17 protein-coding genes are annotated in these 25,361 nt (G+C 65.5%); 9 read left to right on the top strand and 8 right to left on the bottom strand.

Annotated features, from left to right (window positions below; translation table 11 throughout):
- The first annotated feature begins 5 nt into the window (after nt 1-5).
- Nucleotides 6-1,361 (top strand): serine hydrolase domain-containing protein, encoded by a 1,356-nt coding sequence (locus AC07M1_RS14165; protein WP_495163270.1) that lies wholly within the window; start codon nt 6-8, stop codon nt 1,359-1,361.
- A 2-nt stretch (nt 1,362-1,363) separates the two neighbouring features.
- The gene (locus AC07M1_RS14160) at nt 1,364-2,959 is read left to right on the top strand and encodes an N-acyl-D-amino-acid deacylase family protein (RefSeq protein WP_495163269.1); all 1,596 of its coding nucleotides are present in this window, start codon (nt 1,364-1,366) and stop codon (nt 2,957-2,959) included.
- A gap of 6 nt (nt 2,960-2,965) precedes the next feature.
- Here AC07M1_RS14160 and AC07M1_RS14155 read toward each other — a convergent pair whose 3' ends face one another.
- The 6 genes from AC07M1_RS14155 to AC07M1_RS14130 form a co-directional block, all read right to left on the bottom strand.
- Nucleotides 2,966-3,991, bottom strand: a complete 1,026-nt coding sequence (locus AC07M1_RS14155) for an SGNH/GDSL hydrolase family protein (RefSeq protein ID WP_495163268.1) — start codon at nt 3,989-3,991, stop codon at nt 2,966-2,968.
- A gap of 1 nt (nt 3,992) precedes the next feature.
- Nucleotides 3,993-5,681 (bottom strand): N-acetylglucosamine-specific PTS transporter subunit IIBC, encoded by a 1,689-nt coding sequence (nagE, locus tag AC07M1_RS14150; protein WP_495163267.1) that lies wholly within the window; start codon nt 5,679-5,681, stop codon nt 3,993-3,995.
- Nucleotides 5,678-8,173 (bottom strand): phosphoenolpyruvate--protein phosphotransferase, encoded by a 2,496-nt coding sequence (gene ptsP, locus AC07M1_RS14145; RefSeq protein ID WP_495163266.1) that lies wholly within the window; start codon nt 8,171-8,173, stop codon nt 5,678-5,680. Before ptsP ends, nagE begins: the two co-directional genes overlap by 4 nt.
- A gap of 19 nt (nt 8,174-8,192) precedes the next feature.
- Entirely contained in the window at nt 8,193-9,353 is a 1,161-nt protein-coding gene (gene nagA, locus AC07M1_RS14140; protein WP_495163265.1) for an N-acetylglucosamine-6-phosphate deacetylase, read from the bottom strand.
- Nucleotides 9,350-10,393 (bottom strand): SIS domain-containing protein, encoded by a 1,044-nt coding sequence (locus AC07M1_RS14135; protein ID WP_495163264.1) that lies wholly within the window; start codon nt 10,391-10,393, stop codon nt 9,350-9,352. Before AC07M1_RS14135 ends, nagA begins: the two co-directional genes overlap by 4 nt.
- A gap of 97 nt (nt 10,394-10,490) precedes the next feature.
- Nucleotides 10,491-11,573: an acyltransferase family protein gene (locus AC07M1_RS14130; protein WP_495163263.1), complete on the bottom strand. Its 1,083-nt coding sequence runs from the start codon at nt 11,571-11,573 to the stop codon at nt 10,491-10,493.
- 177 nt (nt 11,574-11,750) lie between these two features.
- Between AC07M1_RS14130 and AC07M1_RS14125 the strand changes: the two genes are divergently transcribed.
- The 4 genes from AC07M1_RS14125 to AC07M1_RS14110 all read left to right on the top strand — a co-directional run bounded on the left by AC07M1_RS14125 (nt 11,751) and on the right by AC07M1_RS14110 (nt 19,506).
- Nucleotides 11,751-14,978, top strand: coding sequence for a TonB-dependent receptor (locus AC07M1_RS14125; protein WP_495163262.1), 3,228 nt, complete (start codon nt 11,751-11,753; stop codon nt 14,976-14,978).
- Nucleotides 14,979-15,041: 63 nt separating this feature from the next.
- Entirely contained in the window at nt 15,042-16,547 is a 1,506-nt protein-coding gene (locus AC07M1_RS14120) for a tryptophan halogenase family protein (protein WP_495163261.1), read from the top strand.
- Nucleotides 16,544-18,019 (top strand): tryptophan 7-halogenase, encoded by a 1,476-nt coding sequence (locus AC07M1_RS14115; protein ID WP_495163260.1) that lies wholly within the window; start codon nt 16,544-16,546, stop codon nt 18,017-18,019. Before AC07M1_RS14120 ends, AC07M1_RS14115 begins: the two co-directional genes overlap by 4 nt.
- Nucleotides 18,016-19,506, top strand: a complete 1,491-nt coding sequence (locus tag AC07M1_RS14110; RefSeq protein ID WP_495163259.1) for a tryptophan halogenase family protein — start codon at nt 18,016-18,018, stop codon at nt 19,504-19,506. Before AC07M1_RS14115 ends, AC07M1_RS14110 begins: the two co-directional genes overlap by 4 nt.
- 33 nt (nt 19,507-19,539) lie before the next feature.
- On the opposite strand, the gene AC07M1_RS14105 is transcribed toward AC07M1_RS14110, so the two are convergent.
- Nucleotides 19,540-20,292, bottom strand: coding sequence for a GntR family transcriptional regulator (locus AC07M1_RS14105; RefSeq protein ID WP_495163258.1), 753 nt, complete (start codon nt 20,290-20,292; stop codon nt 19,540-19,542).
- Between the two features lie 66 nt (nt 20,293-20,358).
- Nucleotides 20,359-21,417 (bottom strand): glycosyl hydrolase family 18 protein, encoded by a 1,059-nt coding sequence (locus AC07M1_RS14100; protein ID WP_495163257.1) that lies wholly within the window; start codon nt 21,415-21,417, stop codon nt 20,359-20,361.
- 100 nt (nt 21,418-21,517) lie between these two features.
- Here AC07M1_RS14100 and AC07M1_RS14095 point away from each other — a divergent pair, with 100 nt between their 5' ends.
- The 3 genes from AC07M1_RS14095 to AC07M1_RS14085 form a co-directional block, all read left to right on the top strand.
- On the top strand, nt 21,518-24,076 hold the full coding sequence (locus AC07M1_RS14095; RefSeq protein WP_495163256.1) for a beta-N-acetylhexosaminidase: 2,559 nt from the start codon (nt 21,518-21,520) through the stop codon (nt 24,074-24,076).
- A 13-nt stretch (nt 24,077-24,089) separates the two neighbouring features.
- The gene (locus AC07M1_RS14090) at nt 24,090-25,088 is read left to right on the top strand and encodes a cupin-like domain-containing protein (RefSeq protein WP_495163255.1); all 999 of its coding nucleotides are present in this window, start codon (nt 24,090-24,092) and stop codon (nt 25,086-25,088) included.
- Nucleotides 25,089-25,153: 65 nt separating this feature from the next.
- Nucleotides 25,154-25,361 (top strand): cation:dicarboxylate symporter family transporter (locus AC07M1_RS14085; RefSeq protein ID WP_495163254.1); only part of this gene is annotated, 208 nt, incomplete at its 3' end.

Below are 25,361 nucleotides of genomic sequence, written 5' to 3'. Positions count from 1 at the left end.
ATGGCATGAAGGCATGGTTGGCAATGATTCCCCTGGTGGCGCTGGCGGCTTCGCCGGCAAGCGCCGCCGACCCGGCTGCGCCTGCTCGCATCCGCGCTGCGCTTGGGGTGCCGGACGGAGCGCAGCCGGGGTGCGCGATCGGCATCTTCCGCAACGGCAAGCCGGCCGAACTGGTCAATGCCGGCCTGGCCGATGTCGCGACGGGTCGCGCGATCGGGACCGATACGCAATTCTATGCAGCGTCGGTCTCGAAACAGTTCACCGCGGTGGCGGTGTTGCAGCTGGTCGCGGCGGGCAAGGTCGGGCTGGGCGACAGCGTCCGAAAGTACATTCCCGAGCTCGCACCCTATGCCGACAAGGTGACGGTGCAGATGCTGCTCAACATGACCGGCGGGGTGCGGGATTCGCTCTCGCTGCTGGCGCTTGAGGGCTATGAACGCATCTCCGGCCCGGACCGCAAGCAGGCGCTGCTCGGCGTCTATCGGCAGCAGGACGCCAAGTTCGCGCCGGGCACGCAGTACGACTACAGCAATGGCGGTTATCTGCTGCTGTCGGAGGTGGTCGAGCGCGTTTCGGGCCAGCCCTTCGAAACCTATGTCAATGCGAAGGTGCTGAAACCGATCGGCATGACGCGCAGCTTCATGATGCTGGGCAGTCGCACCACCGACCCAAATGTCGCCAAGGGCTATGTGGCGAAGGACGGCAAGGTGACCGACGCCGACGAATATCCGCTGTTCGGCGGATCGGGCGGCCTCATCACCACTGTCGGCGATCTCGCCAAATGGGATTACGATATCGACACCGGGCACAAGGTGTGGACCCCGCAGATCAGCAAATGGATGGCGGAACCGGGCAAGTTCCTGAACGGGGCGCCCGCGATCCGCGCCGGACGCGGCATCGCTTATGGCAATGCGCTGCTGGTCGGGGGTCACTGGTTCCACCATACCGGCGGGGCGGTGGGGTTCAAGACGCTCTACGGCCATCTGCGCGAGAAGCGCTTGGGTATCGCGCTCCTCTGCAACAATGGCGCGGTCGATCCGGCGCCGCACGCGGACAAGGTTATCGCGGCGCTGAATGAGGGGCTTCCGGCGATCGGCGAGCCGAGCGCGGACGGCAGCGCGCTCAACGGCGCCTATCGCAACCCCAATCTCGCCGCGACCTATTGGGTCGAGGCGAAGGGCGACGCGCTTTCGCTCACGATCCAGCGTGCCGACGGCACTCGCGTCCCAGCCAAGACGCTCAAGCGGACGCCCGAGGGCGCGTTCAAGGCGGAAATGTTTACCCTCACCCCCGACGACGATGCGCGCGGCTTCACGCTCGAAATCCCGCGCGTCACGCTTCACTTCAGCCGGACCAACTGACCATGCACAAAGCCCTTCTGCTCGCCGCCGTGGCCACGCTTCCCGGTGCCACGGCGGCCCCCGCGTCCGCGCCTCAGACGATCGTGATCGCCGGCGGCATCATCTATGACGGCAGCTCCACCAGGCCCGTCACCGGTGATGTCGTGGTTATCGGCGACAAGATCGTCTCTGTGGGGCCGGGCGTGGGGAAGAAATATCCCGGCGCGAAGCGGATCGATGCCAGGGGGCTGGTGGTTTCGCCCGGCTTCATCGATCCGCATACTCATGCCGATGCGCTGATCTGGGGCAAGACCCCGCAGGAGCGGCTGGTCGCGCCGTGGCTGACTCAGGGGGTGACCACGATCTTCACCGGTGTCGATGGCTATGGCCAGGGCGCGGGTACGGTGAAGGCGCTGCTCGATCATGCCGATACCGGCGGCATCGGCCCCAATATCGCGACTTTTGTCGGCTTCGGCGCGGTGCGGGTGAAGGTGCTCAAGAACGACGATCGCGAACCCACCACCGCCGAACTCGGTCAGATGAAGTCGATCACCGCGCAAGGCATGTGCGAAGGCGCGTTCGGTCTGTCCTCGGGCCTGTTCTACGCGCCGCAAAGCTTTTCCAAGACGCCAGAGGTGATCGCGCTGGCGCGGGAAGCGGCGAAGCGCGGCGGCATCTACGACACCCACCAGCGCGACGAATCCTCATACTCGATCGGCCTCATGAACTCGGTCGCCGAAGCGATTGAGATCGGCCGCGCTGCGGGACTCCCCGTGCATTTCGCGCACATCAAGGCGCTGGGCGCGGACGTCCATGGCAAGGCGGGCGAGATCGTCGCGGCGGTCGAGGCGGCGCGCGCCAAGGGACAGAATGTCACCGCAGACCAATATCCCTATGAAGCGTCGGGCTCGAGCCTGGTCGCTTCGCTCGTGCCGCGCTGGGCGCAGGACGGCGGCGCTGTGGCGTTGGTCAAGCGGCTCGAGACGCCCGCCGACCGCGCGGGGATCGTTGCCGAAATGGCCCCCAACCTCGTCCGTCGTGGCGGACCCAATGCGGTGCTGCTTCGTGGCGAAGGCCAGCCCTGGGCCGGCAAGCGGCTCGATACGGTCGCGGCCGATTGGAAGGTCGATCCGATCGAGGCGGCGGTCCGCATCATCCTCGCCGATAAGGGGCGGGGGTCGCCGATCGTCTCGTTCAACATGGTCGAGCCGGACATCAAGCTGCTCATGCAACAGCCTTGGGTGATGACCGGATCGGACGGGTCATCCGGGCATCCGCGCATGTTCGGCACCTTCCCGACCAAATATGCGAAATATGTCGTCGCGGAGAAGGCGATTGACCTGGCGACCTTCATCAACGCCAGCACCGGGCGCACCGCCGATTTCTACAAGCTCGACCGGCGCGGGCATCTGAAGGCCGGCTATTTCGCCGATATCGTCGTGTTCGATCCCAAGACCTACCGTCCGCGCGCGACCTATCTCGAGCCGGAACTGACCAGCGAGGGTGTGCGCACGCTGATCGTCAACGGCACCGCGGTGATCGCGGACGGCCAGCTGACCGGCAAGGCCGGGGGCAAGGCGATCCGCCATCGTGCAACCGCAGGGACTTGTCCTCGCTGAGCTGTTTCAGTGCTTCGCCAGCGCGTCACCGAGCAACGTCGCCATTCGCCGGTGATCGGCGAGCGAGGGATGTCCCTGGCAACCCGTGAGTTCGAAGCCGGTGACGCGTAACGTCCGCACGCGGGTGCCAAGGGTGGGCTGGAGCCGGCCAGCGACTGCCGTGACCTCGGCGAAGAACAGATCGGCGCCAGTCAGGATGAAGCGTGCTTTGGGGTTTCGCGCCGCCAGTTCGGTGACGAACGCTGCATAGCGATCGCGATAGGCGGTGCGTAGGGCTTCAGCGTCGCGCCACGCTTCGCCCGGCTTGATTGGTGTCGAGAAATCGTTCCCGCCCAGGCCGATCACGATCACCTCGGGCTTCCAGGTCGGATCGGCGGCGGCCATCCGCTCCGCTTCGCCGGGAATCGCGCGTGGATAGAGCAGGGGAAGGTTCTGGTCCGGCACATTGCCGTCGTAATTGCGGACCACCCCAAAGCCCGAATAGGCATGGATGCGATAATCCGCCCCAATGGCTGATGCGACCAGTGGTCCGAACGCCTGGCGGGTATCGGTCAGTGCGTGCACCTGCTGTGGCGTACACATGACGCTGGGGGAGGTGTTGCCATAGCCGACGGTGAAGCTGTCGCCGATGAACTCGATCTGGCGCGTGCGCGGCTGGGGCGGAAGCGGGGTGCCGCCCGGTGCTTCGAAGCCGATGAAGCGGCTCGACCCGTATTGGCTTTCGGTAAGCTTCTCCAGCCGCACGCGATGTTCGCCTGGTGAAAGGCCATCGATGACGACGTCCACGGCGCCTGGCGCGCGAAACACGCGATGCTCCTTGCCGTCGATCGAAAGGCGCAGATGGTCTGCCGGTGCATCGAAGCGTACCCGCACCGCGGTCCCACGGAAGCGGGCTTCGAAATAGACCCCTGGCCAGCCGAAACTCTGGCTCCCGTCCGGCGTGGGGGCGGTGCGGCCGCCAATATGGACCGGCAGCGACACAGCGGACTCGGCGGAGCCGAGCAGCAGCCCGGCGGCAAGGATCGCGATCATCTCAGTCCCTCAGGATATGATAGACGCCGGGCTGGGGTGAGACGACGCCGCGCGCGGCGGCGACCAGTCCGGCCTCATTGGCGAGACTGGCCTCGGCCACCTCGACGCGGAAGCGGCCGTGCAGTGCGCGCAGCGAGCGAATGTTGTCGCCGCCGCCCAGCGCCGCGAGAATCGCGGCCGGAAGCGCGTCGTCCGTCAGCGGAACGGGCGCTGGAACAGCTTGTGTGACCGGCGCCGCACCGCCGCCCAGGGCGTTGCGGATCTCTTCAGCGACCAGATCGGCGATTGGGCCGAGCACGACCTGGGTCGCATTGGCGGACGGACGGATGATGCCGCGTGCCCCGAGCGCGGTCAGCGCTGCATCGTCGATCACATTCTGGTCGGCGACGATCAGCCGCAGCCGGGTGGTGCAGGCATCGACGCTGGTCAGATTGGCTGCCCCGCCGAGCGCCTTGACGAACGCCTCGCCACGGGCGCTTCCGGCAGCCGCTTCGCCAGCAGGGGCGGGAGCGGCGACGTCACCTTTCTCGCGTCCCGGCGTCGCCAGGTCGAGCTTGCGGATGAAGAAGCGGAACAGGCCATAGTAGATCAGTGCATAGGCCGCACCGACCGGCAGCAGCATCAGTGGCTTGGACGAAAGCTTGAAGTTCAGCACATAGTCGAACAGCCCTGCCGAAAAGCCGAAGCCGAGCTTGATTCCCAGCACGTCCATCAGCGCCATCGCGATCCCGGTCAGCACCGCATGGATCGCGTAGAGGAACGGCGCGAGGAACATGAAGGTGAATTCGATCGGCTCGGTCACGCCGGTCAGGAAGCTGGTGAAGGCAAGGCTGAACAGCATGCCGCCTACCGCCTTGCGCCGCTCGGGCCGCGCCTCATGGTACATCGCGAGGCACGCGGCGGGCAGGCCGAACATCATCACCGGGAAGAAACCCGACATGAATGCGCCGGCATTGGGGTCGCCCGCGAAGAAGCGGCCGAGGTCGCCGGTCGCCCCGGCGAAGTCACCGACCAGAAACCAGGCGACGTTGTTGAGCAGGTGGTGAAGCCCGGTGACGAGGAGCAGCCGGTTGAGCACGCCGTAGACGAACATGCCGATGCCGCCTGATTCGACCACCGCGTGGCTCGCCGCGTCGAGTGCCGAGCTGATATGCGAATAGCCATAGCCGACCAGCCCTGCGAGCAGCAGCCCGGCGATCCCGGCCGCGATCGGCACGAAGCGGCGACCGCCGAAAAAGGCGAGATACTCCGGCAGCGCAATGGTCGCGAACCGGTTGTAGAATTTGCCGCCGATCAGGCCCGATATGATGCCGATCGGCACTTCGAGACGGTCGATCTGCCCCGTCGCCCAAGCCTGCGCGGCCACCTTGACGGCGGCCTCTGGAAGACCCGCAATGACTTCGGGCGGGGCGATCAGGAATGTCTGAGCGCCTGTGGTGGTGACGAGATAGCAGGTGACACCCGCCAGCGCGGCGGCACCGTTGCCGTCGCGCGCGAAGCCCACCGCGACGCCAATCGCAAACAGGATGCCAAGATTGCCGAAGATCGCGGTGCCGGCGGCGGAAACAAAGGCGATGTCGAGCAGATCGGGCTGGCCGATGCGCAGCAGCAGGCCGGCGATCGGCAGTACAGCGATCGGCAGCATCAGCGCTCGGCCGAGCGGCTGTAGCGTCTCGAGGATCTTTCTCATCGTGTCTTCTCCTCGAACGCGCGGGCCAGCGCGCGCACTTCGGCGGCGGAGTTGCACAGCAGCGCCTGTTCGGCGTGTTCACGGGCATCGGCCAGCGTCACGCCGCGCACGATCGCCTTGGCTTCTGCAACGAAGCCGGGAACGGTTGAGAGTTCGGTCGCGCCCAGGCCCACCAGGATAGGTATGGCTGCCGGATCGGAGGCGAGGCCGCCGCACACGCCAACCCACCGCCCTTTGGCGGTAGCACGCCGACAGGTTTCGGCGATCATCCGCAGCACGGCCGGATGCATCGCATCCACGCCAGCGGCGACCGCCGGATTGCCGCGGTCCATCGCCAGCACATATTGTGTGAGGTCGTTTGTACCGATCGACAGGAAGTCTGCGGCATCGGCCAGCAGGTCGGCGGTGATCGCGGCTGCCGGGGTCTCAACCATCACGCCGACTTCGACCGGCGTCGTGATGCCCATCTCGCTGCGCAAATGCTCGACCACCTCGCGCACCGCGTGCACCTCAGCGACGCTCGCGACCATCGGCAGCATGATGCGGCATTGGCCGGCGGGCTGGGTACGCAGGATCGCGCGGACCTGGGTTTCGAGCAGATCGCGATACGCCAGCCCGACGCGGATGCCGCGCAGGCCGAGTGCGGGATTCTCTTCGGCGTCGATCGGGATGTACGCCGCTGGCTTGTCACCGCCGACATCGAGCAGACGGACGATGATCGGCTTGCCGGGCAACGCGTCGGCGATGCCCTGATAGGCGGCGTGCTGCTCGTCCTCGGACGGCGCATCGTCGCGGTCGAGGAACAGGAACTCGCTGCGTACCAGTCCCGATCCCTCGGCGCCCTGTACGGCGGCGGCTTGCGCATCTGCGACCGTGCCCAGATTGGCGAATAGCTCGATCCGCACGCCATCGGCCGTGCGGCAGGTGTCGGCTGCGGCGGCGCGCGCGGCCTCACGCCGGGCGTCGCGCTTGGCGAGACGAACGGCGAAGGCCTCCCCATCGGCCTGATCGGGATTGGGCGTTAGATGCCCCGCCTCGGCGTCGAGCAAAAGCTGCGTGCCGTCGCCGATCGTGTCGAGGGCCGCGCCGATCGCGACCAGGGCGGGCAGTCCCATCCCGGCGCAGAGGATCGCGACGTGCGACGTCGGTCCGCCACGCGTGAGGCAGATACCCGCCGGCTTGCTCGCGGCAATCGTCACGAGTTGCGAGGGAAGAAGATCGTCTGCGACCAGAATCGCACCTGCCGGCACGACATCGGCGTCGGCTGGTGTCCCTGCCAGTACGCGCAGCACCTGTCGTTCGATATCGACGAGATCGTCGATCCGTTCGATCAGATGCGCATTGCCGGTCGCCTTGAGCGCGGCGACCTGATCGTGCACCGATCCGCGCCAGGCGAAGCCTGCGCTGTTCCCCATGATGATGCGTGCCTCGGCGCCCGCGATGAGCTCCGGATCGTCGAGCAGCGCCAGATGCGCGCGCATCACCGACGCGACACTCTCATCCGTGCTCGCTGCGCGATCATTGATCCGGGCGCGAACCTCGTTGCGGGCAGCTTCGAGCGCACCGCGCTCGGCGGTCGTTCCCTTGCCTTCGCGTTCCACCGCGATGGTGGTCTGGTTCAGACGGGTGGCCGGCCCCATCGCAAGACCAGGGGAAGCGATCACGCCGCCAATCTGTCCGGGCTTGAGCGCGGGCATGGCCGGCGCAGCGACGATGGCGACTGGAGCCGTTGCTGCGCCTTCGCCCATATCCGATCCCAACAGCGCGGTGATCGCGGCCAGCGCTGCCTCGGCATCGCTGCCACGCGCTTGGACCCGAACCTCGTCGCCCATCCGCGTGCCGAGCGCCAGCAGCGCAACGGTGCTGCGGACATCGCCGCGCTTCTCACCGAGCAGCAGATGCACCTCGGCCTCGAACTGGCGCGCGCACTCACCCAGGCGGGCGGCGGGGCGGGCATGGATGCCGTGCGGCAGAATCAGCCTGACGCGTTCTTCGATTGCCGTACCATCATTGGACCAGCGGCGGGTCTCGACCCGCACCGGGGCGAGTGCCATCAGTTCTTCATGCGCACCCACCGCGCGCCCGGTGACGCTGCGCGTGATCGTGAACGCTTCGGCGTTGGTGACGATCACAGGGGTGATCAGACTGGTCGCGCCCAGCGCGACCGCGTCCATGTCGAAACGGATCAGCGGATCGCCGCGCGCGACGGTGGCGCCGGCCGCGACGAGCGGGGTGAAGCCGCGGCCTTTCAGAGCGACTGTGTCGAGGCCGACATGAATCAGCACTTCCGCGCCTTCGACGCTGCGCAGCGAGACGGCATGGCCCGATTCATGGAGCGTCACCACTTCGCCGTCGAACGGCGCGCAGACGGTATCGCCCAGTGGCTGGATCGCGACTCCGTCCCCCATCATCCGCTGTGCGAAGACCGGATCCGGAACGCTGTCGAGGGGCGCAGCCCAGCCTCGCAGCGGCGACGTGATAATCAATGCCATCCTTCCCCCGGCTCTGTATTTATTGCGCCGCGCGGGCGAATTCTTCTGTGTCAGTCAGTGGTTCGCCACCGATCCAGGTTCCGCGCGGCTGGAGCTTGTCGTCCAGCCAGACCCAGTCGGCGCGCTTGCCTGGCGCCAGTTCGCCATGTGTTTCGAGCGCCAGGAAACGTGCAGGCGTGGCGCTTGCCATCACCGCCGCCTCGGCAACGCTCAACCCGGTCTCGGCGATGGTGTTGCGCAGCGCGGAGGCCATGTCGAGATGCGTCCCGGCCAGCGTACCATCCTCGAACAGGCAGACGCCGTTGCGGACCATGATCCGCTTGCCCTGCAGCATGAATTCACTGTCGTTGGTACCGACGCTGGGCATCGCGTCGGTGACGAGCATCAGCCGCTCGACCCCCTTGGCACGAACCGCGAGGCGGACCACGGCGGGGTGAAGGTGCGCGTCATCGACGATTATCCCGCAATAGGTGCTGGAATCGAACGCCGCGCCCACTGCGCCGGGATTGCGATGGTGGAGTGGTGACATCGCGTTGAACAGATGCGTGAAGCCGGTCAGGCCTGCGCCGATCGCCCCCATCATTTCGTCATAGGTGGCATTGGTGTGCCCCGCGCTGACGATCACGCCATGCTCGACCAGGGTCCGGATGTCTGATTCATCGCACAGCTCAGGCGCCAGCGTCAGCATCACCCGACCCCGTCGCGGTGCGGCGAGCAGCGCCAGCGTGTCGGCGTCGAGCCGACGGATCCGCCGCGCCTCATGAATGCCGCGCTTCACCTCGTTGATGAAGGGACCCTCGACATGAATACCGACCACGCCAGGCACGCCATGATCGATCGCGGCATCGACCGCCGCCAGCGCCGCGGCGATCTGGTCGGGCGTGTCGCTGATCAGCGTGGGCAGGAATGCGGTGGTGCCGAACTGTGCGTGCGCCGCACCGATCGCGGCAATGGCGCCCACATCGACTTCGTCGTTGAACAGGACGCCGCCGCCGCCATTGACCTGGGTGTCGATGAAGCCGGGAAGTACCCAGCCGCCTTCAAGATCGATGGCGCGATCGGCCTTGCCGCCGCTCACGGGGCCGAGCGTCACGATCGTCCCGCTGGCGATGGTCACCTCCGCGCCGTCGAGCACCCCTTGCGGTGTGACGATCCGGCCGTTCTCCAGTCGAATCCTCATAGTGTTTCTGTAACCTTGTTGAGGTGGGGCGGCGAATCGGGATCGCAGCCGCGGGCCAGCGACAGGGCGTTGGCCATCTTGTAGAAAGTCTGGACGATCAGGATCGGTTCGATCGCTGGATGCGCTGCGAGTGCCGGCAGGCCGGCGTCCGGCGCGGCGGGGTCGGCGAGCAGCACTTCGGCACCGCGACTGCGGAATTCCGCAGCGGTCTCACGCACGCTCCCGCCCGCGCGATCGCTGCTGGCGAAAGCGAGGACGTGGAAGGCGTCGTCCACGATGGCCATCGGGCCATGGCGAACCTCGGCCGCGCTAAAGCATTCTGCGTGCAGCGCACAGGTTTCCTTGAATTTCAGCGCTGCTTCCTGCGCCACCGCCAGACCATAGCCGCGGCCGAGCACGAACAGGCTGGACGCATCGGTCAACGATGTCACCGCCGGTGACCAGTCGAGCTCGAACGCACGCTCAAGCTGGGCCGGCAGGTCGACGACCGCCGCTTCCAATTCGGCGTCCTCCGCCCATGCGGAGACCAATGCGGCAATGGCCGCGAGCGAGCAGATATAGGATTTGGTCGCGGCGACCGAACGCTCGGGTCCGGCCTTGAGCGGGATCACCACGTCCGCGAGCGCGGCGAGTGGCGCGTCCTCGGCATTGACCATCGCGACGACGAACGCGCCTGCCTTGCGCTGATGTTCGATCGTGGCGAGCAGGTCGGGACTCTTGCCCGATTGCGAAATGGCGATGCACAGCCGGTTCCCCGGCGCCACCGGCGCATCGTAGAGCGATGCCACCGAAAGCGCCGCGGAGGCGGTCGGGACGCCGGTCAGCGTCTCGATCAGATATTTGGCATAGGTCGCGGCATGGTCGGACGACCCGCGCGCGCAGGTGACGACCACTGCGGGCGGCGAAGCCCGCAGCCGTGCGGCGACCTGCGCGATGGTGTCGTGATTCGCTGCCAGCATCCGCGACACCGCGGCACCGGCTTCAGCCGCCTCACGCTCCATCAGCGTACCCAACTTCGCTTCGGCCGCGTTCGGCACCATTCCCGCATCTCTCCAAATCTGCCGGCCGGTAAGGCCATTGCTTAAGTTGGTACTATATAGGTTATATTGGTCTCATCAAGATGTATGTTCGGATGGATCAGATTTTGATGATCCACCTCTTGCGCCGCAACCACTCCATCGCCGCCCAGATCAGGGTGAGGTAGATCAGCACCGGAAGCAGGGAGGCGATCGGATCGCCGATCGCGGCGCGGGTCGCCTGGAACGGGACGAGCAGCAGGTCCCAGGTGACGACGCTCGAGGTCACCTGGTGCAGCGTATAGGCCGCGATGGCGTTGGCGCCGAACGCCAGCATCGCGGTTGCGGCGATGCCCGGCGCGCGGCCCTCGCGGTCGAGAATCTGATGCAGAACCGCCAGCGTCAGCACGGTGATGCCCGCAGTCACCAGCACGAACGGACTGGACCAGATGTCCTTGACGATCGGGAAGGCGAAGCTCCACGCGATGCCGGCGGCCAGCATCGCGGCGCCGGCAGCCAGCAGCAGGCGGGTGCGTTGCCCCTCGCGCTTCAGCAGCAATTCGCCGATGGCGATGCCGATCAGGCCCTGCGCGATCGCCGGGAGCGTGCCCAGAATCCCTTCCGGGTCGTAGCCTTCCGGCCCCTTCACATAGAGATGGTTGCCGAGCAGGACGCGGTCGACCGAGGCGACGAAATTATGCCCGCGCTGCCAGAGGTCGTTGGGCAGGCCGTCGAGCGCCGGGAGCAGGGTGAGCGGCCAATAGCCGATCAGCAGCACTGCGATCAGCGCAAGCCGCACGCGCGGACCCACGAACAGGAACAGCAGGGCGCAGGCGCCATAGACCAGGCCAATTCGCTGGAGCACGCCGAACAGGCGCCAGTCGCGGACGCTGAAATCCGCGAACCAGTAGAGGTTGGAGAGAATGAAGCCGAGCAGGATCAGCCGTGCCGTGCGGCTCAGGATCTGGCCGGTTGGGGCGCCTGCCGCGGCCCGTTGCCGCAGGGAGAAGGGGATAGCGATCCCGACCATCGTCAGAAAGGCCGGGAACACCAGGTCCGCGAGCGTCAGTCCCTCCCAGGACTTGTGTAGCAATATCGGTGCGACATGGGCGTCGGCACCATATTTCATCCCGGCCGCCGCGTTGACGAGGATCATCCCCGCCACGGTCAGCCCGCGCAACACATCGAGTGAAATCAGGCGCATGGCATCTCCCCCGTTCCGCCATCCAGTGCCACGGCGCAATTTCATTACGCTGACATAAATTTGCAATGGACAGGCTGTCGAATTTGTAGTCTATTGGTAATAGTCCAATTGTGCAATTGGTCTCATAAAAGGCTGAGTGGAACGGCCTGGGGGTATCAAGGGAAGGGGGATCGGGGAATGATCGGATCGACGGTCAAGGCGGCTGGGGCGCGCCACAATCTGTTTCAGGGAATTTGTGTCACCGCGCTCGCCAGCGCGATCGCGATGCCGGCATCGGCGCAGGAAGTCGCCGCGCAGGCCGCCGCCAGCGACGAAGTCGTTACCGAGGACGTGGTCATCACGGGCGCGCGCCGGAACCTTGAGTCAGCGCAGAACCGCAAACGCAACGCCGACACCGTGGTGGAGTCGATCACGGCCGAGGATATCGGGTCCTTTCCGGACAAATCGGTTGCCGAGGCGCTTCAGCGCGTTCCCGGCATCACCGTCAATCGCTTCGCCGGTACCGACGACACCTCGCACTTCTCGGCCGAGCCGTCGGGCGTCATCATCCGCGGCCTCAATCAGGTCCGATCAGAATTCAACGGCCGCGACGTGTTCAGCGCCGATTCCTCGCGCGGCCTGAGCTGGCAGGATATCTCGCCCGAACTGCTGGGTGGCATGGATGTCTACAAGAACCAGACTGCCGACCTGATTGAGGGCGGCATCGCCGGCACCGTCAACCTGCGCACCCGCCTGCCGTTCGACAGCAAGGGGCAGCTGATCTCGATCTCGGTCAAGAACACCTATGGCGATCTCTCGAAGAAATCGTCGCCGGAGGTTTCGGGCATCATCTCGGATCGCTGGGAAACCGGGATCGGCGAGATCGGCCTGATGGTCAACGGCGCCTATTCGCACGCGATCACGGCCAGCCAGGGCGTCCAGTTCGAGCGCATGGGCATCTTCAACAACGTGTTCGGTCCGGGTAAGCAATATATCCCGAGCGGCATCTACATGCGCGAGAACGAGTATGACCGGAAGCGCTACGGCGTTTCGGCGGCGTTCCAGTGGCGGTCCAGCGACAATTCGATGGAGCTCACCGGCCAGTATAACCGGTCACAGTACAACAATAGCTGGCGCGAGTATGCGATCTTCGCCGCCGCGTTCAATCTCGACCTCTACGGTCGGCCCACCGACTTCATGTACACGAATTCGGATCAGGTCGCGAGCTTGCAGGGCAAGCCGGCCTTCACGTTCGACTCGGACGGTGATTTTCTGACCGGCTGGTGGTCGGTGCCGCGTCCGTATGTGGAAGAGGGGGATACCAACCGCGGGTTGGGCATGAACCAAAACGGTCAGGCTTTCTTCAATCGTTGCTACAACTGGGAGGGTTGCACCAATCCGCGTCGTGCGCCGCAGGTCGATACCCATGCGAATGCGCTCCGCAGCAAGCAGGTTACCCAGGATTTCGGTCTGAAATATCGTTGGGACATCAATGATCGGCTACGCCTGACGGTGGATGGCCAGTATGTCGATGCGACCGTCAACAAATACAACGCATCGGTCGCTGCGCGCAGCTTCGCCAACACCTTTGTCGATCTTACCGGGCAGTATCCGCGCCTGCAGTTCACCCCGACCGTTGCCGACAACATCAATTTGTCGCCGGGTGGCCTGAGCAATGCGAACAACTATTATTTCCACGCGATCACCGATCACACCGAGGACAGCGAAGGCAAGGAATTCGCGCTCCGCGGCGACCTTGAATATGATGTGGATTCGGGATGGCTCGATGCGATCAAGATCGGCGCGCGCTATGCCGATCGCGATCAGACGGTGCGCTGGGGTGCCTATAACTGGGCGAATATCTCGAATACCTGGACCTATACGCAGGCGCCCTATTTCAACATCGACAAGCCGGTCTATGGCGCGAACAGCGTTGCGACTCACAATTTCGGCAACGATTTCTTTGCCGGAAACCAGCTCAATCACCATTCCTTCCCGTTCTTCAACATGGACAAGCTCCAGAATCTCAGCGATCTGGGCAAGGCGCTGGGGCGCCCGACGACTGGCGTCGGCGACTATTATCCGGTTTGCTCGAACCAGGGCTATCGCGCCGGTGAGACGGTCAAGGGCAAGTTCGGCTGCTATCTGCCGAGCGAAATCCATAAGGTCAGCGAGCGAACCTATGCCGCCTATGCGATGGCAAAGTTCGGCGGCGACAGCCTGAAGATCGGCAATGTCGGGATTTCGGGCAATCTCGGTGTCCGGCTCGTCTGGACGCAGAACAAGACGGCGGGTGCCACGACATTCGCGAACCCGTTCACCGCCTCCGAACGAAGCTGCGTGCGCGGAACCGACCCGACGACGGGTCGCCCCACCGCGAGTGCGGGTTGCGTTGTCGGCGCGTCGGAACTCGCATTCAACAACGGCGCGACCGTGGGGAGTGCGGCCACCGTCAACCATTTCCATGCGTTGCCGAGCTTCAACATCAAGTTCGACCTGACCGACAAGCTCGTCTCGCGCTTCGCCTATTCGCGGGCGATGTCGCGGCCGGATCTTGGCTTGCTGCGCAACTTCCTCACCATCAGTCGGACTGCGCCGAATCTCAACGACTTCAACAATCCTCGCGTGACTCGTGACGCGGCCGGCAATCCGACCGCTTATGACTGGGACTATACCGGTGATATGGGTAATGCGGGCTTGAAGCCGATGACGGCGGACCAGTTCGACCTGACCTTCGAATATTATTTTTCGCCCAACGGCTCGCTGACGTTCACCGGCTTCTACAAGAAGTTCTACGACTATATTCAGCTTGGTCCGTTCGACGTCACAATTGCGAATGGTGGCGTGACCGAGACCGTCGAGGTCACACGTCCATTCAATGGTAAGGGCGCGAGCATCTACGGTGCTGAGGCGGCGTTCCAGACCTTCTTCGACTTCCTGCCCAAGCCGCTGGATGGGTTCGGGATCCAGGCCAACTATACCTGGGTGAAGAATAATGGCGTCGAGACCGTGGCGATCACCAATGAAACCGCAGGGGGTATCCGCGGTGGTGACATTGACTACCGCACTTCGGCGGTGCAGGCGAAGGCATTGGAGGGTGTCTCCGAACACGCCTTCAACGTCGTCGGCATGTACGAAAAGGGTAAGCTGTCCGCGCGCGTCGCCTATAACTGGCGCTCGAAGTTCCTGGTGACGGCGATCGATTGCTGCGTCGGTTTGCCGATCTGGCAAGACGCGACGGGCTATATGGATGCCTCGGTCCGGTTCCGCGCGACGAGCAATATCGAGTTCGTCGTCGAAGGCACCAACCTGCTCAACACCACCACCGTGCTCAAACAGCAGGTCGATAGCGCCGGGCTGCTTAAGGGCAATGCCTGGTTCAAGAATGATCGCCGCTTCCAGATTGGTGCGCGCCTGACGTTCTGACCCTGCGCCGGCGCCGGTCGGGGGGACTGGCGTCGGCAACCTTGTGCGGTAAGGTTCATAACGATGGCGGAACCGCTTGAACTTGTGATTATCGGTGGGGGAACCGCCGGCTGGATGTGCGCGGCGGCCTGTGCCTCCAAGCTCGTTCCGGCCGGCGTTCGTGTGCGTCTGGTCGAATCCGAAGAGATCGGCACCGTCGGCGTCGGCGAAGCGACGCTCCCGCAAATGAAGGACTTCAACGACTTTATCGGGCTCGATGAGGTTGAGTTCATGAAGGCGACCCAGGCGAGCTTCAAGCTTGGCATCGAATTCGTGAACTGGGGGCACGAAGGTCATCGCTATATCCATCCTTTCGGCACCTATGGCCGCCCGATCGGAGAAGCGGACTTCTTCAGCTACTGGATCCGGGCAAGGCGTTCAGGGGTTGCCGCGCGGCTCGATGACTATTGCTTCCCGATCGTCACCGCGTCGCAGAACCGCTTCATGCTGCCCAATGGTGCTCCGAACGATGTGCGCAACGCGTTTGCCTACGCCTATCATTTCGATGCCTTTCTTTACGCCCGCTATCTACGCCAATGGGCCGAGGCGCGCGGGATCGAGCGGGTCGAGGGGCGGATTGTCGAGGTCGAGCGTGACGGGGAAAGCGGCGCGATCGCAGCGGTGAAACTCGTTTCGGGCGAGCGGGTCGCGGGCGATCTCTTCGTCGATTGCTCCGGCTTCCGTTCGTTGCTGCTGGGATCGAAGCTCGGCGTCGAGCTGGAGGATTGGTCGCACTGGCTGCCGTGCGACAGCGCGCAGGCGGTGCCATGCGGGCGTTCGACGGATTTCACGCCCTATACCCGCTCGACTCGGCGCAAGGCGGGCTGGCAATGGCGCATTCCGCTCCAACACCGCACCGGCAACGGCTATGTCTATTCGAGTGCCCATGTCTCGGATGACGAGGCTGCGGCAACGTTGCTCGCCAATCTTGACGGCGAAGCGCTGGCCGAACCACGCGTGTTGCGGTTCAAGGCGGGCAAGCGGCGGCTCGCCTGGAGTCATAATTGCATCGGCATGGGCCTGGCGGGTGGATTCCTCGAGCCACTTGAATCGACCAGCATCTACCTCGTCCAGATGGCGATCATGCATCTGCTGACCCTGCTGCCGGAAAAGCATGGCATCGATCCCGCGCTGCCCACCGAGTTCAACCGGGTGATGGATGTCGAATATGACCGGATTCGCGACTTTCTGATCCTCCACTATCTCGCCAACGATGCCGACGCACCGTTGTGGGAGCATGTGACCACGATGGACGTGCCCGATACGCTGGTGAGCAAGATCGAGCGCTTCCGCCACCGTGGCCATATCGAGGCGTATCGGGATGGCCTGTTCGGCCCGCCGAGCTGGCAGGCGGTGTTCGTCGGCCAGGGGATCGAACCCCGGGCCGCTGATCGGCTGGCCGACGTGTTGCCCGCGGACCTGCTCAAGCAGCGGCTCGAGGCTCTGGCCGCGACGATCGCGCGCGGGGCGGCCTCGATGCCGACGCATGCCGAGTTCGTGGCAGGCTATTGTCCGGCGCCGCCGCTGTGAGGGAGCCGGTCGAGCATGTCGCCGTCTATGGCGGCGGGGCTGCCGCGCCCATGGCCGCGCTCGCCATCGCCCGCGCGTTCGGGCGGTTGGGGACACGGGTCAGCTGGATCGATACTGGTCAGGTGCCGCGGGCACATGCCGCATGGGTCGGATTGCCCGACCTTGCCTCCTTCCATCGACTGCTCGGGATCGGCGACGCGGCGTTGATCGAACACGGATCGGCGACGCTCAATATGGGCCAGCAATTCATCGGCTGGTCGGGCGGGGATGGGGCTTTCCTTCACGCCTATGGCGATGCCGGGACGCCGTTCGCCTCGCTTCCCTTTGTTCAGCATTGGACCCGTGCCAGGCAGGCTGGGCTGCGCGTGGAGCTTGAGGATTTCTGCCTGGCCGCCGCCGCCGCGAAAGAAGGGCGGACGGGTGAGGCGCGCGATCCGGCGACGCGTCAGGCGGCCAAATATGGCTGGCACCTCGATGCCGCGGGCTATTCGGCGTTGTTGCGCGCGGCGTGCAACGGCGTTGGCGTGACGATTCTGTCCGGAGCTCATGCGCGGGCCCATGTCGGTGACGGGGCGCTGGAGCGGATCGAGCTTGCGGATGGCGAAGCGGTGACCGCCGACCTGTTCGTCGATGCGGACGGCGCGTTGATCGGGCTGCTCGATCCGCACGGCGTGACAGAGAGCTCGGGCTTTTGCGACCGGATGATTCGGGGGTCTGCGGCGCCGCTCGAACCGCCGCCGCTCTACAGTCGCGTCACCGCGCATCCCGCGGGCTGGACCAGCTTTCTTCCGCTCGGCGATCGGCTTGCGGGCGAGATTGCCTATGATAGCCGCCATCTGTCCGACACGGACGCGCGCGCGCTGCTTGCCCGGATCGCGGGCCGACCCGTGGAGATCGGTGAGGTCGAGACGATCTCTTCCGCGGTGCGGGCACGGCCCTGGGTTGCCAATTGCGTCGCGATCGGACGGGCGGTGGGGAGCGCGCCTGGGCTTGATGGTGCGGAATTGCTCCTGCTCCAACTCGCCGTCGCCCAGTTGGTTCTGCTCTGGCCGATCGATCGCGTGAATATGCCGGAGGCGGAGATCTACAATAGTGAGTTGGGCGGGTCCTGGGCACGCGTCGGTGACTTCGCTGCACAGCATTTTCGCCTGAGCGCCCGTGATGGCGAGCCCTTCTGGGACGCTGCGCGCGCCGCGCCGATCTCACGCGAGCTGTCGTCGAAGATCGATCTGTTTGCGGCGCGGGGGATGTTTGCGCATGGCAATCATGAAGCGCACGTTGAAGATAGCTGGGCGCTGTGCATGGCCGGGCATGGCGTTGTGCCGCGCAGTTTCGACCCGCATGCGCATGCGGTGGAAGATCAGGCGTTGATGGTGGAGTTTCAGCGCCAGCTTCGGGCCGTCGCCACCGAAGTGCGGAGCATGGAGACGCACGCACAGGCATTGGCGCGCATCCGGGGCAGCGCGACTTGAGCGCGCGGCAGCGGCCGGTGCGCCGCATCGTCATCGTCGGTGGCGGCAGCGCGGGATGGATGACCGCCGCGACGCTGGCGCGCGCGCTGGCCGGGCAGCATCATGGCATCACCCTGGTCGAATCCGAAGCGATCGGGACCGTCGGCGTCGGGGAGGCGACGGTGCCGCCGATCCTGGAGTTCAACCGCTATCTGCGCATCGATCCCGGTGAGTTCCTTCGCGAGACCAACGGATCGATCAAGCTCGGCATCCAGTTCGACGGCTGGGGCGGGGTGGACAACCGCTATTTCCACCCTTTCGGCTATTTCGGCGTCGAGATGTCGGGGATCCATTTCCACCATTTCTGGCTGCGGTACGTCGCCGCCGGCGGCGACCGCGACCATTCCGACTATAATCTGGAGACGATGGCGGCACGCGCGGGGCGCTTCGCACCGGCGACGCGATCCGGCCCGGTCAACCATGCCGTGCATTTCGACGCCTCGCTTTACGCCCGCTTCTTGCGCGGTCGCGCCGAGGCGTCGGGCGTCACCCGGATCGAGGGCAAGGTCGCCCATGTCCGGCTCGATCCCGAGGACGGTTATATCGAGGCGCTGACGCTCGATGACGGGCGCACGATCGAAGGCGACTTGTTCATCGATTGCTCGGGCTTTCGTGGACTGTTGATCGAAGGCGCGCTGGAGACCGGCTACGAAAGCTGGAACCACTGGTTGCCCTGCGACAGCGCGGTGGCGATGCCCGCCGCCGGAGACGGCGACCCGCCGCCGTTCACCCGCTCCACCGCGCGTGAGGCGGGGTGGCAATGGCGCATCCCGCTTCAGCATCGCGACGGCAATGGCTATGTCTATTCGAGCGCGCATCTGGCGCATGACGAGGCCGCACGGCTGCTGACCGAGCGCCTGCCGGGCGCGGCGCAGGCCGATCCCAATTTCCTGCGCTTCACTGCGGGGCACCGGCGGAAAATCTGGAACCGCAACTGCGTCGCGATCGGGCTGGCGGGCGGGTTTCTGGAGCCGCTTGAATCGACCTCGATCCACCTAATCCAGACGACGATCATCCGGCTGCTGTCGCTGCTGCCGCGCGATGGGATCGACCCCAATGTCGTTGCCCGCTTCAACCGCGACGCGCTGCAGGAATATCGGACGATCCGCGATTTCGTGATCGCGCATTATGCGCTGGCGGGTCGCGACGACACGCCGTTCTGGCGCGACGTCGCCGCTGCCGGGATGCCCGACACGCTCGCGGAGCGGATCGAGGCGTTCCGCGCGACCGGCAACATCCTGTTCGAACCAGGCGACCTGTTCGGCCCGACCAACTGGTATTGCGTGATGACCGGGCAGGGTGTGTGGCCGCGCAGCTGGCATCCGGTGGCCGACGGGTTGCCGTCGGCCGAACTCGCCGCGCGGCTCGCGACGCTCAAGGGACGCGTCGCCGAGCAGCTCGCCGAGCTGCCGCCGCACGTCGAATTCCTGCGGCGGCTATCGGCCTGATCCCGCTCGCCGCGCGCGAACGGGCGGGACAGCTTAGCCGTTCAGTTCTGCGACCACGTCATAGGCATCGCCGCGATAATAGCTCTGCGTGAATTCCGCGGTGCGCCCGTCGGCCAGGAATCCGCGCCGTTCGATGAACAGCCCCGGCGCGCCCGGCTCGACGCCCAGTACCTCGGCCTGCTCGTCGGTGAACGCGACCGCGCGCAGCCGCTGAAGCGCGCGAACGGGAAGGTGGCCCGCGGCCTCCAGCGCTTCGTAGAGCGACGCGCCGACCGTCTCCGCCGAGGGGAGGCAGTAAGCGGGGATCGTCGCATATTCGAGCGCCATCGATGTGTCGTCGGCATAGCGGATGCGGTGGAAGCGATAGACGAGCGATCCGGGCGACAGGCCCAGCGACAGCGCTTCCTCGGGCGTCACCGCGCCGGCGGTCTTGCTCACCCATTTGCTGTGCGGCCGTCGTCCGCGCGAAATCATGTCCTCCGAGAAGGAGGTGAGCTTGGAGAAACTCTTTTCGACGCGCGGGCGGGTGACGAAGGTGCCGGCCCCGCGCCGCCGCGCGACGATGCCGTCGGTGACCAGCCCGTCGATCGCCTTGCGCACGGTGATGCGCGACACGTCGAATTCCTCGGCCAGGTCGCGCTCCGTGGGGATCGCCTCCTCGGCCTTGACCAGCTGGCTCTCGATCGCGTCGCGCAGGATTTTCTGCAGCTGCAAATAGAGCGGGGTCGGGTCTTCCTTCTGGAGCGGACCTGTACGTTCGATCAGCGACAAGGGATTGGGCTCCACCTTCTTCGGCTGTGCCGGTTATAATACCATTGCGATGCCACCATGTGTTTCATTGGTATCGCAGCGTCAATCGTTAGCGCGCACATCGGGTAGTGAAAGCCCGCGATGAATCGCGCGGGTCAGCGCGTGATCGGGTGAATCCTGTGAAAGCTCCCAGACCATGACGCCGCCGGCCTTCGCCCGGGCGATCCGTGCCTTGGCCGCAATCGTGGCGGGGCCGTTGTAGGTGATGTAGCGGCAACCGGCACATGCCGCGCCGATCACATCGCCCTTTGCGGCATGGGGATGGACCGCTGCGATATCGCGATAGGACCAATTGGCCTTCTCTCCGCCAAAGCCATAGCCGTAAAAGGGAACCCCCAGCACCAGCCGCTCAGGGGCCACGCCGCGGGCGAGCCACAGGTCAAGGTCGCGCTGTGCCATCGCCAGCGGCGAATGCTCCGCACCGGCCGATCCCCAGAACGGCCCGATCGCGTCATAGGACATGACGTTGACCAGGTCGAAATAGGGGATCGATCCGACCGGGATCATACCGCCCTCATAGGATCCGGTGGCACAGGTGAGCAGCTTGCTGCGCGCCTTGAGCGCCTTGGACAGCGTTTCGATGAAGGGGACATAATTGCCCGCCTGGTCGATCTCGGTGAGCAATTTCCCTTCCAGATCGATATCGACTCCGTCGAGGCCGAGCCGATCCACCAGCGCGACCAATGCCGCCGCGGTCGCGTCGCGCTTGTCGGGGGCGAGCAGCGCCTTCCAGTCGCCCGAACAGTCGGGAATGATGCCGCCGCCGACCGCGATCAGCACCTTCGCGCCGCCTGCCTTGAGCCGGGCGATACCAGGCCGCAGCGAATCGACCGTTACCGGCGACCCGAACGCACCGATCATGCAGGTCAAATTGCCGTCACGAACGAAGGCGCCGTCCGCATCGGGATTGGCGAAGGACAGGTTGAAATGGGTGAAGCTGGGGAGGTGCGTCCGGTCGATCGACAGGTCGAGACCCTTGAAGATCGCGACATAGCCGACGGTGACGGGCTTCGCCGAAGCGGAGGCGGAAAGTGGCGATAGGACTAATATGAAACCAATTGCGAATCCGCACAGCCATTGCGCCAGCGTGATCTGTCTCATGCCCCTGACATCCCCCCTGAAAATCCGCCCCTCGAAAGAGCGTTGACCCTGCGTAATGAGCATGACAAATTGAATACAAATTGTCGAGTGGGAGAGAGTGATGCGTAAGGCGGGCTGGGCTTTGTTGTCGGCTATGATGATTGCGGCGCCTGTTGCGGCGCACGCGGAGGCGCCGGCACAGGCCGCGCTCGACACGCTTGCGGAGTCGCTCGATTACCGGTTCGAGGTGGTCGATAATCAGCCGACCTGCCCGGCGAAGTCGCCGGCCTGCTTCCTGTCGACGATCACGCTGACGATCCCCCAGGCGCTCCCCGCCGGGCTGCCGGACAAGGGTCTGTCGCTTTACTTCAGCTTCCCGACGCAGCTGCCGATGATCGAAAGCGACATCTTCGATCTCGAATTCGTCAACGGCGACCTGCAGCGGCTCAAGCTCAAGCCGGGCGCGGTCGTGAAGCCGGGCTCGACCCATGTCGTGAAGCTGTGGGGCACCGGTAAATTCTTCTCCAAGGCATTCCCGATGCCCAACGCCTATCTGGTCGCGGACGGCGTCAAGGCCCGCACGATCGCGGCGTCGCGCGCCAAGATCGATCCCGAGACCGGGTTGGAAGTGCTGCCTTTCGTCGCGCCGATGACCAATGAGGCGAAGCTTGCCAACAAGGGCGGGGCCGACCGCACGCGTTGGCTGACCGCCGAGCGTGCCTTCGACCTCCAGGCCGGGCGCACCGCGCCGGTGGCGACGGGCGTGGTGATCCTGCCCAAGCCGGTGCTGGCGGTTCAAGGCAGCGGAACGGTCGATCTGCGCGGCGGCGTCGCGGTGAGCCTGGCGGGCCTTGGCGCGGACGCGGTGGCGCCGGCATTGGCCGCGCTCGCCCGGGTCGGCGTCAAGCAAGGCGGCAAGCTGCCGCTGTCGATCCGCGTCGATCCCGCCGCGAAGCTGGCGGCTGAGGGCTATGTGCTCGACGTCAAGCCAGCGGGCATCACGGTAACCGCCGCCGATGCGGTGGGCGCCAGCCACGCGCTGCGCTCGCTCGCGCAACAGGCGGCGTTCGAAAAGGGCGCGATGAAACCGCTGCGGGTCGAGGATGCGCCGCGCTACGCTTTCCGCGGGCTGCATCTCGATGTCGGCCGCAATTTCCATGATCGCGCCGAGATTCTGAAGCTGGTCGACGCCATGGCGGCGTTCAAGCTCAACAAGCTGCACCTCCATCTTGCCGAGGATGAAGGCTGGCGCATCGAGATTCCGGCGCTGCCCGAACTCGCCCAGATCGGCGGCAAGCGCTGCCATGATCCTGAGGAAAACACCTGTCTGCTGCCCCAGCTTGGCGCCGGGCCGGACGGGACCAGCGACGTCAACGGCTATCTCACCACCAGCGACTATGTGACGATCGTCAAGGAAGCGGCGGCGCGCGGGATCGAGGTGATCCCGTCGATCGACACGCCGGGCCATTCGCGCGCGGCGGTGACGGCGATGGAGGCGCGCTACCGCCGCCTCGCCGCGCAGGGCAAGCAGGCCGAGGCGGAAGCCTATCGCCTGATCGATCCGGCGGACCAGACCAAGTACAGCAGCGTCCAGCATTATACCGACAACACGCTCAACGTCTGTCTGCCGTCGACCTATCGCTTCATGGACACGGTGGTGGATGCGCTGGCCGACATGCACCGCCAGGCGGGGGTGCCGCTCAAGACCTTCCATCTCGGTGCCGACGAGACCGCGGGCGCCTGGGTCAAGTCGCCCGCCTGTGCGACGATGATTGCCGAGAATGGCGGCGACGCGACCAAGCTCACCTCGCGCTTCATCGAGAAGGTGACCGCCAATGTCGCCGCCAAGGGCATCCGCACCGGCGGGTGGAGCGACGGCATGGGCCATACCGATCCCGCACGGATGCCGAAGAACGTCCAGACCAACATCTGGGGCGTGCTGCACAGCGGCGCGATCCGCGAGGCGCACGACCAGCTCAACCGTGGCTGGAACGTGGTGCTGTCGATCCCCGATCTCGGCTATTTCGACATGCCCTATGCCCCGCACCCGGATGAGGGTGGCTATGACTGGGCGTCGCGCGGGGTCGATCCCTATCAGGTGTTCGGTTTCATGACCGACAACCTCCCGGCCAATGCGGCGCTGGTGCGCAACATCCAGGCGCAGGAGAAGTCGATCGAGGACAAGCCGGTGCGCGATGCGGGCCGTGGAATCGTCGGCATCCAGGCGCAGCTGTGGAGCGAGACGATCCGCACCGATGCCAATGTCGAATATATGCTGTTCCCGCGCCTGCTCGCGCTGGCCGAGCGGGCCTGGACGCCCGCGACCTGGGCGCCCGCCTATCAGCCGGGCGTGAGCTATCAGTGGCAGGATGCGCGCGTCGATCAGGCGAAGCTGGGTGCCGAGTGGCGGAACTTCGCCGGCCGCGTTTCGGCACAGTTCCCGCTGCTGGAAGGCGCGGGCATCGCCTATCGCGTCTCGCCTCCGGGCGCGCGCATTGTGGGCGGCAAGCTTGAGGCGAACAACGTCTTCCCGGGTACCGCGATCGAATATCGTGCGAATGGTGGCGCCTGGACGCGCTATAACGGACCGGTGGCGGTGACGGGCGCGATCGAGGTCCGTAGCCGCTCGGCCGACGGCAAGCGCGCGAGCCGGACGGTTCGGGTCGGATCGGCGCACTAGGGCGGGAGCGTTCATGGAGGAACTGGACGGCGGCGACAGCGAAGGCATCGCCGCCGCCATCGCCGCGGCGACGCGGCCGGTGGCGATCCGTGGCGTCGCCGCCACCTGGCCCGCGGTCGCGGCGGCATGGGAAGGGGATGAGGCGATCGCGGCCTATCTCTCGGCGCGTGACAATGGCCGTTCGCTCAACGTGCTGGTCGCGCCGTCCGGGGTCGCGGGGCGCTATTTCTACGACGACGCGGTGCGCGGCTTCAATTTCGCGACCGAGAAGATGCCGATGCGGGCATTGCTCGACCGGCTGCTCGCGGTGCGGGGGCGGGCGGATGCGCCGGGCCTCTATGCCGGATCGACGCCGACCCCTGAGAGTGTCGCGAGCTTCGCGGCGGAGAACCCGCTGCCGGTCGATACGCGCGGCGTCGATCCGCGCATCTGGGTCGGCAATGCCAGTCGGATCGCGCCGCACTATGATGTGGCGGCGAACGTCGCGGTGGTGGTTGCCGGGCGCCGACGCTTCACCTTGTTCCCGCCGGAGCAGATCGCGAACCTCTATGTCGGGCCGGTCGAGCGGACCGTGGCGGGGCAGCCGACCAGCATGGTCGATCCCGATCACCCCGACCTTGACCGCTTCCCGCGCTTTGCCGAGGCGCGGCGTCATGCGCAGGTCGCCGAACTCGGGCTGGGCGATGCGATCTACATCCCGCCAATGTGGTGGCACCATGTCCGGGCCGAGGGCGCGCTCAATGTGCTGGTCAACTACTGGTTCGACCAGCCGACGGATCGGTTTCCCTTTGCCGCGCTGATGCTCGGGATCCATTCGATCCGCGATCTGCCTGAGCCGGAGCGTCAGGCGTGGCGGGCCTGGTTCGACCATTATGTGTTCGGTGAGGGCGCACACGACGCGGCCGCGCATCTGCCCGAGCATGCCCGTGGCGTGATCGGCCCGCCATCGCCCGCGCGCGACGCGATGATGACCAGCTATGTCGCGGGGATGATCCGGGGCGGCGGACGCTGACCGCACGAAGCGCTGGCCCTTGCCCCGAACCCGCAGCATAAGCGGCGAAACCGGCGGGGGACTGAATGGCGATTGCACTCGATTACGCAGCTGAACCCCAGCGGCGCAAGGCGTGGTATGCCCAACTCTACATCCAGGTGCTGATCGCGATCGCGTGTGGTGTGGGGATCGGGTTCTTCTGGCCGGACGTGGGGGAGTCGCTGAAGCCGCTGGGTGACGCGTTCATCAAGCTGGTGAAGATGATCATCGCGCCGGTGATCTTCCTGACGCTGG

Source organism: Sphingomonas sp. GW821-FHT10C01 (genome assembly GCF_059415525.1).
This window is presented reverse-complemented; position numbering and strand designations above follow the sequence as displayed.

Excerpts from the sequence above, each read along its gene's own strand:
- AC07M1_RS14165 (WP_495163270.1), top strand. The coding sequence starts at position 6 with ATGAAGGCATGGTTGGCAATGATTCCCCTGGTGGCGCTGGCGGCTTCG.
- AC07M1_RS14160 (WP_495163269.1), top strand. The coding sequence starts at position 1,364 with ATGCACAAAGCCCTTCTGCTCGCCGCCGTGGCCACGCTTCCCGGTGCC.
- AC07M1_RS14155 (WP_495163268.1), bottom strand. The coding sequence starts at position 3,991 with ATGATCGCGATCCTTGCCGCCGGGCTGCTGCTCGGCTCCGCCGAGTCC.
- nagE (WP_495163267.1), bottom strand. The coding sequence starts at position 5,681 with ATGAGAAAGATCCTCGAGACGCTACAGCCGCTCGGCCGAGCGCTGATG.
- ptsP (WP_495163266.1), bottom strand. The coding sequence starts at position 8,173 with ATGGCATTGATTATCACGTCGCCGCTGCGAGGCTGGGCTGCGCCCCTC.
- nagA (WP_495163265.1), bottom strand. The coding sequence starts at position 9,353 with ATGAGGATTCGACTGGAGAACGGCCGGATCGTCACACCGCAAGGGGTG.
- AC07M1_RS14135 (WP_495163264.1), bottom strand. The coding sequence starts at position 10,393 with ATGGTGCCGAACGCGGCCGAAGCGAAGTTGGGTACGCTGATGGAGCGT.
- AC07M1_RS14130 (WP_495163263.1), bottom strand. The coding sequence starts at position 11,573 with ATGCGCCTGATTTCACTCGATGTGTTGCGCGGGCTGACCGTGGCGGGG.
- AC07M1_RS14125 (WP_495163262.1), top strand. The coding sequence starts at position 11,751 with ATGATCGGATCGACGGTCAAGGCGGCTGGGGCGCGCCACAATCTGTTT.
- AC07M1_RS14120 (WP_495163261.1), top strand. The coding sequence starts at position 15,042 with ATGGCGGAACCGCTTGAACTTGTGATTATCGGTGGGGGAACCGCCGGC.
- AC07M1_RS14100 (WP_495163257.1), bottom strand. The coding sequence starts at position 21,417 with ATGAGACAGATCACGCTGGCGCAATGGCTGTGCGGATTCGCAATTGGT.
- AC07M1_RS14095 (WP_495163256.1), top strand. The coding sequence starts at position 21,518 with ATGCGTAAGGCGGGCTGGGCTTTGTTGTCGGCTATGATGATTGCGGCG.
- AC07M1_RS14090 (WP_495163255.1), top strand. The coding sequence starts at position 24,090 with ATGGAGGAACTGGACGGCGGCGACAGCGAAGGCATCGCCGCCGCCATC.